This window comes from Virgibacillus tibetensis (genome assembly GCF_036026595.1).
In the GTDB taxonomy this organism is placed as follows: domain Bacteria; phylum Bacillota; class Bacilli; order Bacillales; family Amphibacillaceae; genus Virgibacillus_P; species Virgibacillus_P tibetensis.
The window spans coordinates 593275-610014 of the sequence record NZ_JARZFX010000002.1; the positions used below are offsets into that span (position 1 = coordinate 593275).

At 37.7% G+C, this 16740-nt stretch carries 10 protein-coding genes and 2 pseudogenes; 2 read left to right on the top strand and 10 right to left on the bottom strand.

What is annotated here, in order from left to right; translation table 11 throughout:
- Position 1: 1 nt before the first annotated feature.
- The gene (locus tag QGM71_RS07570) at positions 2-1261 is read left to right on the top strand and encodes a glutamate-5-semialdehyde dehydrogenase (protein ID WP_327606914.1); all 1260 of its coding nucleotides are present in this window, start codon (positions 2-4) and stop codon (positions 1259-1261) included.
- A 54-nt stretch (positions 1262-1315) separates the two neighbouring features.
- Here the strand turns inward: QGM71_RS07570 and QGM71_RS21800 are convergent, their stop codons facing one another.
- From QGM71_RS21800 to QGM71_RS07585, 4 genes are all read right to left on the bottom strand, one after another.
- Complete coding sequence (locus tag QGM71_RS21800) at positions 1316-1480, bottom strand: TRAP transporter large permease subunit (RefSeq protein WP_407703003.1); 165 nt, start codon at positions 1478-1480, stop codon at positions 1316-1318.
- A 572-nt stretch (positions 1481-2052) separates the two neighbouring features.
- Positions 2053-3264, bottom strand: coding sequence for a dicarboxylate/amino acid:cation symporter (locus QGM71_RS07575; RefSeq protein WP_327607058.1), 1212 nt, complete (start codon positions 3262-3264; stop codon positions 2053-2055).
- A 112-nt stretch (positions 3265-3376) separates the two neighbouring features.
- On the bottom strand, positions 3377-3769 hold the full coding sequence (gene panD, locus QGM71_RS07580) for an aspartate 1-decarboxylase (RefSeq protein ID WP_327606915.1): 393 nt from the start codon (positions 3767-3769) through the stop codon (positions 3377-3379).
- A gap of 1038 nt (positions 3770-4807) precedes the next feature.
- Complete coding sequence (locus QGM71_RS07585) at positions 4808-6268, bottom strand: APC family permease (RefSeq protein ID WP_327606916.1); 1461 nt, start codon at positions 6266-6268, stop codon at positions 4808-4810.
- Between the two features lie 253 nt (positions 6269-6521).
- Here QGM71_RS07585 and QGM71_RS07590 point away from each other — a divergent pair.
- Positions 6522-7869 (top strand): annotated as a pseudogene (locus tag QGM71_RS07590) (IS1182 family transposase).
- Positions 7870-7982: 113 nt separating this feature from the next.
- Here the strand turns inward: QGM71_RS07590 and QGM71_RS07595 are convergent.
- From QGM71_RS07595 to QGM71_RS07620, 6 genes and pseudogenes are all read right to left on the bottom strand, one after another.
- On the bottom strand, positions 7983-8711 hold the full coding sequence (locus tag QGM71_RS07595) for a GntR family transcriptional regulator (protein WP_327606917.1): 729 nt from the start codon (positions 8709-8711) through the stop codon (positions 7983-7985).
- Between the two features lie 150 nt (positions 8712-8861).
- On the bottom strand, positions 8862-10517 hold the full coding sequence (locus tag QGM71_RS07600) for an amidohydrolase (protein ID WP_327606918.1): 1656 nt from the start codon (positions 10515-10517) through the stop codon (positions 8862-8864).
- 9 nt (positions 10518-10526) lie between these two features.
- Positions 10527-11996 (bottom strand): sodium:solute symporter family protein, encoded by a 1470-nt coding sequence (locus QGM71_RS07605; protein WP_327606919.1) that lies wholly within the window; start codon positions 11994-11996, stop codon positions 10527-10529.
- A gap of 445 nt (positions 11997-12441) precedes the next feature.
- Positions 12442-13323 (bottom strand): annotated as a pseudogene (locus QGM71_RS07610) (AbaSI family restriction endonuclease).
- Positions 13324-13952: 629 nt separating this feature from the next.
- Positions 13953-15926, bottom strand: coding sequence for a sodium:solute symporter family transporter (locus QGM71_RS07615; protein WP_327606920.1), 1974 nt, complete (start codon positions 15924-15926; stop codon positions 13953-13955).
- Between the two features lie 36 nt (positions 15927-15962).
- Complete coding sequence (locus tag QGM71_RS07620; RefSeq protein WP_327606921.1) at positions 15963-16721, bottom strand: cyclase family protein; 759 nt, start codon at positions 16719-16721, stop codon at positions 15963-15965.
- Positions 16722-16740: the final 19 nt, after the last annotated feature.

Sequence of the window (16740 nt, forward strand, 5' to 3'; positions counted from 1 at the left end):
AATGACAGTCATAAACAAAGTGAACGTTGAAGAACAAGCCATTCAAGCCAAGAAAGCAGCCAAGACCTTATCTTTACTGACAACCGAAGAAAAAAACGCAGCACTTCTTACATTGGCTGATGAGTTAGACACAGAATATGAAACGATTTTAACTGCCAATAAGGCAGATTTGGAAAAAGGACGCAAAAAAGGCTACGACGCAGCATATATGGATCGTTTGACGCTTTCCAAAGAACGTGTGGAGGAGTTCGCTCAAGGATTACGTGACGTAGCGAAGCTTGAAGTTCCAACTGGTATAGTGGATTCCGATTGGACACTGGACAATGGGTTAAATGTTCAAAAGGTAACCGTCCCTCTTGGGGTCATCGGTATGATTTATGAAGCGCGTCCCAATGTAACGGTTGATGCAACTGGATTAGCGTTAAAGTCCGGAAACGCGATTGTGCTGAAGGGTGGTTCATCTGCGATTACATCCAATAAACAGATTGTCGAAGTGATGCATCGTGGATTGGAAAAGACAAAAATACCAAAAGAAGCCGTACAATTCATTGATAGTACCGATCGGGAAGCAACACAGCAGTTATTCACGATGAAACAGCACATCGATGTGCTTATACCTCGTGGTGGTGGCTCGTTGATTCAGGCGGTCGTCAACAATGCAACTGTTCCTGTTTTAGAAACTGGTGTGGGAAATTGTCATATTTACATTGACGCAGAAGCGGATGTGGAAAAGGCTTTAGCTATTCTTGTCAATGCGAAAACAGATCGTCCCGCCGTTTGTAATGCGGTCGAAACTGCCATCATTCATAAAGATTGGCTAGAAACAAACAAGGATGCGTTGATCCAGATATTTAACGAAAATAATATCAGCGTTCATGGTGACCAGGCTGCTGTACAGGTTATTCCTGGCGCTGTTCTGGCAGGAGAAGATGACTGGGCTAATGAATATTTAAGCACAGACATTGCTGTCAAAACGGTAAACCATCTGGATGATGCTATTGACCACATTGATACCTATGGAACCAAGCACTCGGAAGCAATTATCACGGAGAATGTTCAAACTGCCGAGACATTCATGAAACTAGTCGATGCAGCCGCATTGTACCACAATGCTTCCACTCGTTTTACCGATGGAGGCGCCCTTGGCTTTGGTGCTGAAATAGGAATTTCCACGCAAAAGCTGCACGCACGCGGCCCAATGGGATTACCTGCTTTAACAACGATTAAATATATGATGAACGGGAACGGACAGATTAGATAAATATAAATTGAAACCCCAGGATTGCCTGATATGATAGGCAGGTACTGGGGTTTTTTAGTAAGGCGGTTTATAAGCTGCAGTAGTTCGCATTCCCATACCCAAAATAATACATACAATCATTGCTAAAAATAATGAAAGCATTGCTGTTCCACTTAAGCTCAAAATGAAATTGGATAACTTAATTCCTATACCTGTAATACTTAACAATCCTACAATGATTTGCGTAGTTCCAGCAAATTACAGCTATAAGTATAAGTCCCTTACCTACTTCAATTAACATACCTATTAAATCAATAACCCTTTCCTTTACCACCGATTTTAATAAAAATAAAACTATACATAGTAATCTGGCTATAAATCCTGATCTTGCAGCAGAACTTCCACTAAACAGACTTATAATTAGGACTGTTACTAGGTAAAACTGTTATTATTACATTTGACATTGAAATGTTTCCTTTTGCTTAGAATTTTTGATTTATCTAACGATTTTTATCCTAAAGTGGAACTCTTCCGATGAACACTAAAAAAGAGTCTAACATAATACAAAATTGTTGGATAATCGCTTCAATAACGACATCAGTATAAGGAACACCTATTATTCAGCCATTAGAAATGAACCAGCCCCCATTAGGGGTGGGGTTAATTGTCTTATGCGATAGACCATAATTCATATGTTACAATTCATAAAGTTCAAGAAATTATTCGCAAAGGATATAAAGGTGTTCTATTAAAAAAATTTACTTTTAAATATATCGATAAATATTGTTATAACCTCTTGGCATTTTCGTCATTTAAGCTGTCTCTCTCAGCCTTTCATTTTCTAGTCTATCTGACTTAGAAAGAATCACTGCAGCAGATGCGTCACCTATCACATTTGTGGAAGTTCGGAACATGTCTAGGATCCGATCTATTCCAGCAATTAATGCAATACCCTCAAGAGGTAAGTTAACAGAAGCTAATACCATCGTTAGTATAATCATTCCAGCGCCTGGGACTCCAGCTGACCCAATTGAAGCTAGTACAGCTGTGAAAACAACTGTTAGATACTGAATAATCGTTAAATCAAACCCATATACCTGCGCGATGAATAAGACTGCAACTCCATGATATATAGCTGTACCATCCATATTTATAGTCGCACCTAAAGGCAGCACGAAACTACTCACTCTCTTTGGAACTTTAAGGTTTTCTTCAACGTTTTTAATTGTTACTGGAAGTGTCCCTGAACTACTGCTTGTACTAAATGCAACTAATGCAGCTGGCGATATACCTTTAAAGAATTCAATAGGATTCATTTTGCCAAGTTTTGAAACAGCAAGAGAGTAAGTAATTATTACATGTATTAAACATGCCAACGCCATAGCTATTAAAACTTTTATCAGTGGTAGTAATACAGAAGCACCGTTCGTACCAACTACCGGAGCAATTAATCCAAAAATGCCAATTGGCGCTACTTTAATTACAAGATTTGTTATAGCGTACATAACTTCTGCAAACCCATCGAAGAATTGTTTAACTTGTACAGCTTTTTCTCCAACAATAGTAATACCAATCCCTACAAAAATAGCAAAGAAAATGATTTGGAGAATATTCCCTTCAACTAAAGAGCCAATTGGATTTGTTGGAATGATAGCTAAAAGTGTTGCTAAAATTCCTTCCGTTTCGTTAGGGTCTACTGTCGTTTCACCTACGTTCATTGATACGCCGGTACCAGGTGAAATGATTAGTGCAATAACAATTCCAATCGTAACAGCAAATAATGTTGTACATAGAAAATAGAGTATTGTTTTACCACCGAGCTTACCAAGTACATTAATATTTCCCGTGCTAGCTACACCTACGACTAGCGTACTAAAAATTAGTGGGATCATGATGAATTTTATGAGACGAATGAATAAATCACCTAATGGTTGAACATATTCCGCTTGAGGACCAAGAAGTAAACCAACAATAATTGCTAAAATAAATGCAATTAACATTTGCTTGAGTAAATTTCCTTTTATTTTCATTGCCTTAATTCCTCACCGTCCTAAAATTTAACAAATTTAAATATTACGTTAATTTTTTATGAAGTAAATCCTACTGATGTATAGCAGTTGGATTTATAAGTAACAGTTATATCTTTACACCCTCTGGCCAATGTAAATCATGCTCTTCTACACTGGTAATCTCATTAGTTTCATCAACAAATACTACTCTGGGTTTTAGATCTTCTATTTCCTCATCTGTCATGAGTCCCAGACTTAATATAATGACAATATCCTTTGGTGAAAATAAATGTGCGGGTGGTCCATTTAAGCAAATACGTTTTGAACCTTCTGGCGCTGGTATAGCATAAGTCTTCCATCTCGCTGCATTTTTCAAGTTTGTAACTTGTATCATTTCATACGGTTTGATATTTGCTTCTTTCATTAATTTATAATCAATTGTTATACTACCCACATAGTCAAGTTCAGCCTCTGTCACTGTAGCTCTATGTATCTTTCCTTTACACATTAAGCGTTGCATTAGACTTTCCTCCTTATAGAAATATTTATTAATATTTTACCAAGTATAAAATAAAATAAATCAATATACAATGAGGTACCAATGTTCGTACCAGTTGCTAAGTTATTCAATGCATACATCGAATAGTCTTAAGGCCATTCAGGAAAATACAACCATAGAAACTGTGAGAAATGTTGGGGGAAGCATACATGAAAGAAACTTTTTTTCCAAGGAGATTCTTAGTTGGGTCAACAACATGGGGAAACCGCTGGTCCTGCATTCGATGAAACTCGCTCTTGAACAGGGTAAAACAACTTGGTGCTATGTAAAGTGTAAAGGGCATCTTGAAAGCCAGGGCGAAGAAAGGTATCACATCCATTGATGAAGTAAGATCCGAGGAAAGCTTATCATAACCAGGTTTCGCTAAAATCCTATCCTGCTCATGGGCGCTTCATGCTGAAATTATTCCTGATTGGTTTCTGAGAGCAAAAACAACAGAGGGCCAAGCATTCAGAAAGGGAAACAGGAACGATGAACTTCGAAATGGAAGCGAAAGAACTGAAGGAGTTGCTTGCGAAATACGTGAATGGTACCAGGTCACGGAAAAATGGTGTGACTGCTTAGGTTCGGGAATTATAATAACTCGGGGGGTGACTAAACGCATCAAAACAAATAGCATAGAAAAGTTTTGATCGGTGAGGGTCTTGAGATAATACTCATAGTACTAATTCTGTAGGTGTTTTCAACAACTTAAAAACAAAAAAGTATATATTCTTAAGCAGTTGGGCACCAGTATAAAAGTTAAAGACTGACCCAAAAGTCAATGACTTTTGGGTCAGTCCCCTATAAGTATCCATGAGTAACTGGTTGGAGACAATCAAGGTCGAAGAAACAATTAGCTGTTAGGTCCACCGAACTAACAGCTTTTAAAAAAATAACTTAAATTGACTTAAGGCTTTAAAGCAGTAGGTTCCTGACATAAGGTTTTTTATTAAATATCTACCCTTTATTTCTTATTCTGCCAAGTATTGTCTCTTGAGCTATTTAACTCCCTTTTCATTACTTTCTATTCTCAGCTACAATCTCTTCCTTACCTAAGATATGATAACTCATTTCCTTATCTGTAATTCTATTATAATCTTTGCGTTTAAACAGGTAGAATAAAATACCAATTATAACCCAAATAGCAAGAGCTATTCTGGACTCTATCCCTAGAAATGCTGGAGATCCGGGTATCAGTAAAAGCCCAAGGAACACAATACTTGCTACAATTCCAAAACCTGCAAACACCTTTTTCAACGGGGAAACAACATGCATTTTATCGTTAAAACCAGCGTCTTTTTTCCACTTAAATAAACTAAAAGCAGTAAAGCATGTATAAAAATAAGCAATCGTAACACCTATGGAGGACATATCTACCACCCAACTAAGAGCTTGACGGCCGAACCATGGAGCAATCATTGCAACAATGACCGTGAAAATAATGCTAATATATGGTGTTTGATGTTTTGAATGCAATTTTGAAAAAGCATTTGGTATGAATTTAGCACGTGACATAGCAAACAAAAGACGGCTGGTTGAAATAATGAAACCATTCAGCCCTGTAAATATTCCCATTGTCAGCGCAACAACCAAAATCACGACCCCCATTGTTCCTAGAAGCTCCTGGATTGCTACACCTGTACCCCATATATGGTTTGCTGCGACTAATTCTTCCCAAGGGAAAGCCATTGCTGTAGCGAAAATCATTAAACAATATAACAGTGTCGCAAATAGGATAGCAAAGATAATTAGATTAAATGCTTTTTTAGACGAAAAATTGAATTCTTCTGCAGCCTGGGGTACGTTATCAAATCCGACAAATGCCCATGGTGCAATCGCTACGATTGACATAATAGCCGCAAATGCAGTTGTATCTGTTGGAAAGGATGGTTTAACATTTGCTAGTCCAGCTGCAGGATCTATTCCTACCATAAACGTAATCGCTACAACTCCCACAATCATGACGATACAAAATACAAACTGCATGCTCCCCGAAAAGAGACCACCTTTAATATTGAAATAGCCAAATATTGCGAGTGCCATTGATGCAATGATTATTTCCATCCCATAGACGTCCCATCCAGCTACCTCATATAAGTATATATTTTCCAGAAGTGCTGGAAAAACAAATTTAAACATTAGTGCAAGTGCTGAAGCATTTAAAGCAACAATACATATATATCCTAACGTCAAAAACCATCCACTGATAAAAGCATGTTTGCGACCAAGACCAATGAACGCGTATGCAAACTCACCACCCGAAACGGGGAAGCTTTTAATCAGGAAACCATAACTGATTGCAATCAACATCATCAGCAAGCCGCCAATCATAAAACCGATGATCGCACCCAGTGGTCCCGCTGTGCTCATCCAGTTTGTGGGCTGAACAAATGCTCCCCATCCAATCGACGATCCAAGTGCTATTGCCCATACCCAGTGTGGCTTAAGCGTCTTTTTGAGAGTAGTACGTTCTTCCATATTAATCCCCTATCACTACTTATAGTTATTTTTTATACTTGTCTATTTTACTCCATCCATTTTGCAAAAGAAATATTGTTATAATGTCCGTACCAGTTATCAAAAGGTTAAATCTTTTCCAAAATAAAAAGACCTTCATCAAGGTCTCAGGCTGTCGAGAAACTCTCGACAGTCTTTATTATTCTCTAAAACTTTATCAATTCACCGCGTTAATTTGTTATAATATATGTAATAATAAAAGGCGGTGGTTAGGTTGTTTCAAACAAGGAAAAACACCCAAAATGAATTAGAATTTGTATGTCTGGAAGATTTAGTTCCCCAAGATCTTCTTCTTCGAAAAATTGATAAATATATTGATTTCACCTTTATTCTTGATAAGGTTAAACCTTATTATAGCGAGGATAACGGTCGCCCTTCTGATCCCCTTATCTTATTTAAAATGATGTTTATCGGTTATTTTTTTGGTATTCGTTCGGAACGCCAGCTTGAAAAGGAAATTCAAACAAACATGGCTTATCGTTGGTTTCTAGGCCTAAGGCTAACTGATCCTGTTCCTCACCATTCCACAATTAGTTGGAACCGCCGCACACGCTTTAAAGACACAGCTATTTTCTAAGAAATATTTGATGAAATTGTACTCCAAGCGATGAACCACCGAATGGTTGGTGGAAGAGTATTATTTACCGATTCAACCCACTTAAAAGCTAATGCGAATAAACATAAATTCACGAGAGAAAACGTAGAAGTGGAAACGCGCGAATACATAGAAAAATTAAATCAAGCCATCGAAGAAGATCGTGAAAAACATGGAAAAAAGCCTTTAAAGGAACGAGAGGAAGTGAAGAAGGTGAAAACAATACGAAAAAGTAAAACAGATCCTGACAGTGGATTTATGTCTCGACAAAAACAAGAAATGTTTTGTTACCTTGATCATCGCACAACTGATATGAAGTTTAATATCATTACGGATGCTTTTGTCACACCTGGAAATGTTCATGACTCTGTTCCTTATCTTAATCGTTTAGATCGCCAAGTGGAGAGATTTGGTTTTAACGTAGAAGCCTGTTGCTTTGGATTCTGGTTATCTAATAGTTCCAATTTGTAAAGGGATTTCAGACCGAGACATATTTGGGACGATTGCGCACAGAAGGTATCATCCAACACAAGGACTTTTTCCAAAATGGAAGTTTAAGTATGATGAAGATCAAAATGTCTATGTTTGTCCAAACGGAGAAATATTGCCATATTCAACGACTAGTCGAGACGGATATCGTGAATATAAATCCGACCCTAAAAAATGTGCAACGTGTCCGCTTTTAGACCAGTGTACACGATCAAAAAATCATCAAAAAGTCGTCACTCGCCACGTTTGGGAAGAATACAAAGAAAAGGTTCGATCGAACCGATTATCTATATCAGGAAAGTTACTTTATAAATATAGAAAAGAAAAAGTTGAGCGAAGCTTCGCAGACTCAAAAGAGCTGCATGGGCTTCGCTACTGCAGGTTGAGGGGATTGCACAATGTAGGTGAACAAGTTTTACTCACCGCAGCGTGCCAGAACATGAAGAAGATTGCCACACACTTAGCCAAGCTAGGCTAAGTGTGTGGGAGTCTATTTTCATTAAAATTAACCACGATAAAACACCAATTTAACTGAATAAAAAAAGCTTATAGAGAAAAAACACCTACTTTCTCTACAAGCTGAGACCTTCATCAAGGTCTGTTATTTTTTTTTGCTAAGTTGATTTTAAATGAATACATGTCTGCCCGGTAGTATGCCTGTTCAAATTCGACAAAATTATCATTCAGGTCTAGTAATTTTCGATCAACGTTTAGCATAGTAGATTTTGTAGGAATATCTAGTAATGCAGCATCTTGTCTTAAAACCGTACCTGCCCGAATGACTTGCTCCGCTTCTTTTGTATGCACTTCAAGCTTTAATTCGAGCACGTCGTAAAGTGTAATATTATTGAGATTAAACTGGCTTAACTTTTTTCCTAGATTAACAGGATAATAGCTGTTTTCTATGCCTATTGGAATGTGATCTGCATATCGTATCCGCCTGATATGAAATGCACTTGTTAAACCAGTTATTTGCTGAAGGTGGGGGGACAGAGCAGACTCTTCTGCTTTAAGAAGTTTAGCACCTGGCTCCATCCCCATTTTTCCGATTGTCTCAGACGTACTGCTGAGATTGCCTAGCCAGTCATCAATTGGTTTTAGAGAAATAAAAGTACCTTTTCCTGGCCTTCTACTCAAAACTCCTTCATCAACTAGTTCCTTAATTGCCTGTCTAACCGTACTCCTACTTACATAGAATTCATCTATAATTTCCCGTTCACTTGGTATTTTAACCGTATATGTCCCATTCAGAATTTTTTCTTCAATTTTTGCTTTCAATTGCACATATAGTGGAATCGAATTATTATATTCTAGTACCATATTTTCTCACCTGTTTATTTTTATATTATTTAGTAAAATTAGAATAACATAAAGGTAGAACTTTAGCGAGATGTTTGTAACAGTTAAGCGAAAAATAAAGTGCAATATATCCTCTACAATAAAAACAAGAGTATATTGCACTTTTTAAAATTAACTTATCACTACTTCTCCCGTACTGTATACTAGCCTTCCGCCAATATATGTAGCTGTTACAGCAATGTCTTTAATTTCTTCTGAATCTATCTCTGTTGGGTCTCTATCCAAAACTGCAAAGTCTGCCAATTTTCCGACCTCTAAACTTCCTATATTATCCTCGTCGGAAATCAATTCCGCTGCATAAGAAGTCATGGATTTTAAGGCTGTTATAACATCAATACGTTGCTCTGCTCCTAATATTTTTCCACTGCTTGTTTTTCTATTTACTGCAGCCCATATAGAGAACAAAGGTGAAATAGGTGTTACTGGACAATCAGAATGCAGGGTAAACAAAAGATTATGTTTTACTGCATCTGCTAATGGACTTATTCTTCTTGCACGTTTAGGTCCAAGAAAAATTTGTTCGTGTCGGTCACCCCAGTAATATACATGGTTAATAAAAAAAGATCCAGCGACATCTAATTTTGCCATTTTTTCAATATCCTGTGGAGTAGCCGATTGAACATGCTCAATCCGATGTTTGTGTTGATCGCGAGGATATTTTTGCAGTGCCAATTCATAAGCGTCCAAGATCGATCCAATTGCACGATCACCGTTTCCGTGTGTTGTGATACGAAATCCGCGATGATGCAAATCGAGTACTTCCTCATTAAAGTCATCCTGGTCATGGATTAAACTCCCATAGGTATCAGGATTTTGATGGTAAGGTTCTCTTAGAGCACCTGTTAAACCTTGTATAGATCCGTCTTGAAACATTTTTGCACTATCCAGACGTGCGAGTCCATTTGAATGTTGTTGAAGTCTCTCATCTAATTGGGACGGACTATATCCCTCAAATGGGCCCCCTTCTCGAAGAAGAAAGTGCATAATCATCAGTTGCGTACGCATTGGATTCACACCTTGTTTTGCTGCTTGTAGATGTACCTCTAGATCCTCTAGCTGAAATACTGCTGCGTCTGTATTTGTCGTAATACCCTGTGCCATATATGTCTTAGCAGCCTCCCCCAGAACTTCTATCATCTCTTCCTTTGCTCTTTTGGGAAGTAAATTGTGAGTAGGCTCCATTGCAGTTGCTTCATATAAAACGCCATTAAGGTTTCCATCTTCATCACGACCATAATAACCACCAGAAGGGTCCGTTGTTTCATTTGTCAGGCCCGCAAGCTCCAGTGCAATTGAGTTGGCAACAGCAAGGTGACCAGAAATATGAGAAATAATAACAGGGTGATCAGGTGCTACATGATCTAGATCATGACGAGTTGGATGACGCTTTTCGTCTAAAAGTGTGTCATCATAGCCATATCCCTGTATCCACTCCCCAGCTTCACTGTCTTTCACTTTTTGCTCAATTGCATGAGCGATATCTACTATCGTTTTATTCAGAGGTGTACTACAGTTTACTTGTTTGCTCAATAATCCATACATCAGAATATGATTATGTGTATCAATGAAACCTGGAATAAGTGTCTGCCCTTTCAAGTCGGCTATGGTTGTATCTTCGGTTATTCTTACTGCACCTTCTGGTGGCTCAGGCGTTTTCCAGATCCCAGTTATTCGCCCTTCGGATACTGCAATTGATCCTGCTTTTGTATTTTCATTGTCTAAGGTCAATATATTTGCATTCTTAAATAAAATTTCTGCTATATTCATTGTTTAACCTCACTTTACATTTTGGTATTGTATTCCTTGTTCATTTCCATTTTCAGCTGTCGGATCTTCTACCTTTCGCATGGAGAAGAAATACGCTTCCACCTGTTCTTCAGATGAATGGTTTGTAGCAAGGCTCACCACAATCAACAGGATAATTGATGCAAGTAGTCCAGGTGCAATTTCATGTAAGCCAAATGGATTGCCTGCGACTGTCCAAATTATTGCTACAAGTAGTGAACCAACAACACTTGTAATCATTCCTTTTTTGGTTGCCCTTTTCCAAAACATTGCAGCAACGACTGGAGCAACCATCGTAATCGCTGACAATGACAACGCGTAGGTGTAAATAAGAATAATATCTGTAATGAACAGTGCCACCAGCAAACCACCAACTGCCATCAGCCCAACGGAAAACCGCGATACACTTAAAACGTTTTTGCTGTCGGCTGTTGGATTAATCCAGCCCTGATAGATATCCTTGGATATGTTCATTGCGCCACTTAATAAGAAGGACGTTGCTCCCGTTAGTACTGCTGCAAAAAGCGATACCATAAAGAATCCCCCTATTACCGGTGGGAATACGGACGTCAGAAAACTTGTATAGACAAGATCAGGGTGTGTACCAGCGGGGACTGCCTGTCTTGCTACAATGCCTATACCTAATGCAAATATAGAGATAAACCCAGTAATGATAAATCCTGTTGTAACAGCCCTCACTGCTATTTTTTCTGTTTTTGCAGCAGCAATTCGTTGCCAAGATGTTTGCCAGACTAGATAGAATGGTCCAAAGATAAGCAGGTAGTTCAACATCTCTGTTGTACCTAAACTAAACATATTAAAAAATTCAGGTGGGGTTTTATTGACAACTTGGTCAACACCACCTACATAATTGATTCCTAGAATAAACATAAGTATAAGTCCTGCCAAAATAAGAACGGACTGCACAGCGTCTGTCCAAGCAACACTCGGAAGACCGCCCATCAATGTAAAAAGAACACAGATAAAAAATCCAATTAGCATTGCTGAAACAAATGATATATCTATAATCGTCGTCAAAATAGATCCCATTCCTACAATCTGCATACCAAACGTAGGAGTCATATAAAGTATACTAATAACTAAAGCTGGGATAATACCCGCGGCTTTACCAAAACGTCTAACAAAAAGCTCAGGTAACGTATAGAGCTTCAGCTTTCTAATGGTAGATCCAAGAACGATAGCAAGAAATAAGGAGAAAAATATCATTGGCAAACCTGTTATAAACCATGCAAGACCAATTTCAAATCCTTTACCAGACGCACCTATAACAGCCGCAGAACCCAATGATGTTGCGATGATACTACCTGCAATTGGGAAGAACCCAAGGCTAAAGTTTGCCATTGTGTAATCATCTGCTGATTTTATTTTTCTAGAATAATAAATTCCAACTGCCAGAATAGCAACGAGAAAGCCAACAAGCCACAAAACATACCAGTTCAATTAATTCACACCTTCCTTAGATAAAAAAATCAAAAAACTTTTATAAGATTTTGTATCTTTTCGACTTATTTTACTAGAAGGTGTCGATTAATAAAATGTTGTTATAATGTTCGTACCAATTATAATAATCAGTTATTAAAGTTTATAAAAAATTGTTGTCGACTATACGAGATTCCTCGAACCCAATAACCACAAGGGCACGGATTCATCACACCAATAAACAGAAACTATAATCCTGGACAGATTATTACACCGTAGTGAATTCCATCCCCACTTTTAATAATGAGGCAACCAGTATATCGAAAAGCATTATTTGGAGCATCACCTGTTGAAAACTTATTTGTGATAAACTGTTAAGTTTTACTTGATGGTTACAACTGCTCAGGATACATAACAGTTGAGGCAGTTCAACTAGTAATAGCCAACTTTCATGGTCCTCAAAAGTTTATATAATGTGAACCCGATCCTTCACCCGGTGATACCGAATACTTGTAGGGTCATCCGGAGCCAGTCCTGAACATTTGAAAATGCCAATGAAGCGGTACCGGTTCTTGCCTAGGTTGTCTTTTTACTTGGCGAATACCGCTCTTTGTTGATTCTGATCGACTTCTTTCTGAAAGAGCGTTTTTCGGCTTTCCACAATCTCAGCGGATTCATGCGATTCATCGATATACGACCAGTCTGGAGCTAACGTATTAATCCAGCCCTTCGCCACAGATTTTTTCACTCCATCAACTTCTATCGACAACTTCGGACACCATAGCCACGTATTCTCATACACTCTGAAATAACTCTTTTGATACCGTTTCGCCTGTTTTCCAAAAATGGTATTTGCGATATCTTTGATGTCGTTAAATGAGATCTCATTATGAATGCTCAGAACATCGCTCTTCTTCAACTCCGCAAGTTGTTCCTCATACGTGAGCCAGTGCAAAACTTTTTTCGATGCATGTTCCCGGATTGTTTTCACGACTTCATTAATCTCTTTATCAATAGCTTCAATGGATTGTGTCGCATCTACTCTTAAACAGAGAAAATCATCAATGGCCTCTTCTGAGATAGATGCAATGATATCATCCATTCTGAGCTCATCCGCTTCTGTCTGTTGTTTGTGGTGTGCTTCATCCACTTCAACTTCGATACGTAATTGAGGAAAGTAAAGATCCATTAATGCAAAGGATCCGTTCGCACGTTTGACATACTGTTGACTGACAGGAAAGATATTCAAGTTATCAAGTTTATGCCAGATGGCGGTTAATATATAATTCTCATAGTCTTTTCGTTTTGTCCGAGAAAAAGTCCGTACTAAATAATCGCGTTTGTTCATCCATGGCCAGCCCCTTTAACGTTCCATATACTGAATTTCATTATACCATGTAGCACTCCTTTCCCTATCATAATGACAGGTGCGCAGTCAAAGTACTTTATGATTCTATGAATTGATAATGATATAAATATTTTAGCTCATTCGGCCGTGAAGCTTTTGACAGTTTCATCTCCCCTTCTTTCATTAATTGTTTGATGACCACACTTTCCAAGTACGGCGATGAGATAACCATTTGTTCATTGATGTACGCCATAATTTCTCGCCAAATGCGTGGCTCTTGCGATATTACCGTAACTCTCAATAATTGTCTTTGTTACACACCTTAGAACATTTTACAATCCAATTGAATATAAATTTTTACACCATATAACAATTGTCTAGTTTAGTGTTGATATTCCAATCATAAAAATGAACCAAGGAACCTCTGCCCCTGTGGGCCTTTAAGCTAACATTGTTGTTAGTACAAAAAACTGTTAGAATTAATCGCAAGTATTGCCTTGCAATCATTTCTAACAGCTTCTACATTGCGGCTAAATACACCAGAATAACGTTGTGCTAGAGAAGTTTAACCAGTAATTAATACTAGACATTTGCCTCTATGCAGATCTGGAACCTTTAGTTTCAAGTCGTTATCCTATGTTACTTTTACTATTCATTTCATTAATTATATTCTTAGCCTTATCAGATAAAAATATCTGTCGTCTCCATAAACCTTTTTCCACTAAGTACTCCTGCTCTTGGAGTTTTGTAAAGATTGCTGATACTCTTAAAGAATCCAGTGCGTTTTCAACTATATAATTATTAAACACATCTTTTCCTTTTCCTATCTTCAATATAAATTTTAATTCCTCACTCGTGAGTTCATCTACCTCAAAAACTACATTCTTCTTAGCTATCTCTTCACCCTCGTCTGTTAAAGTGAAAGTATAAAATCCAGGACCAGCTAATTTTTCTCTTGTAAGCAATCTTTGTTGATCAAGTTTTTCCACGAGTTTGTTACTTACTGAGGAGTCTACTCCTAACATATCACTTATTTCGGACATTGTACTATAATTTCTATAAATCAGTTCTAGTACGATTTTTTCTTCATTAGATACTGAGTACGACTTTCCTTTTATAGGTCCATCATTTAATTTCCAGTCTTCGGCACCATAATAGTTAGGTTTAGATAGCAAACTTACGGCAACTGTTGTAATTAACGTAAAAACTAATCCAATAACTCCCACATGAGTATAAGCGCTAACTGTGAAAATCTGCATAAGATCAAGAATTGTAACAATGGAGGTAACTGTTATCCCTACGACAGCTCCAACAAAAGCACCTTTTACAGTTGTTCCTTTCCACCACATTCCTAAAAAAACAAGTAGTGATGGCGGTCCAAGCCATGCAGCAGAAAATGCAAACAAATACAGTGGTCCACCAGGATAAAAAGTTAACAACCAAACCATTAATCCTAATATTAACGTTATTACTTTGGCGGGTGTAACTAACTGCTGTGATGTTGCCTTTGGTTTAACAAATTTTTGATATATATCTCTTACTGCTGTACTGGATGCTCCCATTAAAGCAGTTGTTGAAGTAGAGATTGATGCAGCTAAAGAACCAACCAACGCAAGACTTGCAACTCCAATAGGAAGCCCTGCAAGCACTACCCCATATGCTGCCATCGGATCCCCATCTCCAACTGGTGCAAATGTTTCGTAGAAATAGGTACCCGCATACACTCCTACTAGTGATAAAATTAAATATGGGCCAACTGCTAATAGAATTGCAGCATAAACAAAAGATTTTTTTGCAACCTTTTCACTACGTGAAGAAGACACACGCAACCAATAATAATTGTTCCCCCAAACTAAGAAACAACCAAATAAAATAATAAAGGTTAACATACTTGGATATTGGAATGATAATATAGGTAGTTGACCATCATTAACGCCGTGAGTTAAAAAACTATTAGCTCCTGGCCAATTTCTAGTTATATCACCTATCCCACCGTGCTTTGTAATGATAGATATTATTAATACTGGCATAGCTATTAACCCGATACACATCTGAATAAAATCCGTTAAGTTAACTGCCCAAAATCCACCAATATAAGTGAATAACAAAAATATAAAAAATATACCTGCTAACGTCCACATTAGTGACCAACCAGTAAAACCTGTTGTTACTATTGCCATGGAAACAACATTATTAGCCATAATACCTAACAATCCAAATATTGACGTGAAGGTTATCAATACTCTTGTTCTCGAATCGAAGCGCATTTCCAGCCATTCTGGCAAAGTATGGGCTCCTGATCTCCTAATATAAGGAGCAAAAAAGATCCCATATAGCGCCAGTCCACAGAATAAAAATGCAAACCCAAAGCCATATGATCCCCAGAACCCATTCAAAACTGCCAAACCAGGGCCCAAAGTAATAATCGTGCCTGCAAAACCTATCGCAGCAACCCCGAATATATTAACAACTAGTCCTACTTCTCTTCCTGCTAATAAATAATCATTTGAACTTGATACCCATTTTTTTGTAATAAAGGCTCCTAAAATTAGTATTATAGAAAAAACTATTATATATGCTAAAAATACCATATTAAAACTCATTTACTCACCCCTTTATATTTTATAAGCGCTTACATTTTAGTTGTTAATTATTGCTACAGGTCTTGCCCACCCAGCACTACCTCCTTCCACTTTTATGGGAAAGGTAGCAACTTTAAATCCATGTGGGATTGGAAGTTGGTCTAAATTAGCTAATTTTTCAATTTGGCAATATTCAAAGTCTTTTCCTACAAAGTGTGCTGCCCATAAAACGCCATCTCTTGGTTGTTCACGGTAGTCTTTTGCTTGTAAGTTAAATGGAATGTCCCACCCCCAACCGTCTGTTCCCATTACCTTAATTCCTTGTTCTATTAACCATTTAGTTGCCTCGGCCGAAACACCTACATGAATATTTGCATACTGTTCATTGTAAATATGTTTATCAGCATCAGATCTAATAAGAACTATATCAAACGGTTTCAGTTTATATTCAATTTCCTCTAATTTATTCTTAATATCAATAGTCTTTAGCTCATATCCTCTATCCTTATCAGAAAAGTCTAACAGAACTCCATCTCCAAAAAACCATTCAAGTGGCATTTCATCAATAGTTCTTGCTTTTCTTCCCTCAGAGGTTGGCCAATAATGCCATGGAGCATCTACATGTGTACCAGTGTGAGTATTCAACGTTACATCTTCGACAGCCCAGGCCTTACCATCTGGAAAATCCTCTGGTTTTAAACCAAACAACCCCGCTGCCTGTATAGCTCCTTCGTCATGCATTTTATAACTAATTTTGGGTGGAAGTGGCTCTTTTACTTTATTACTTATTGGAACACTAAGATCGATAATTTTCATGTCTATTCCCCTCGCTTAA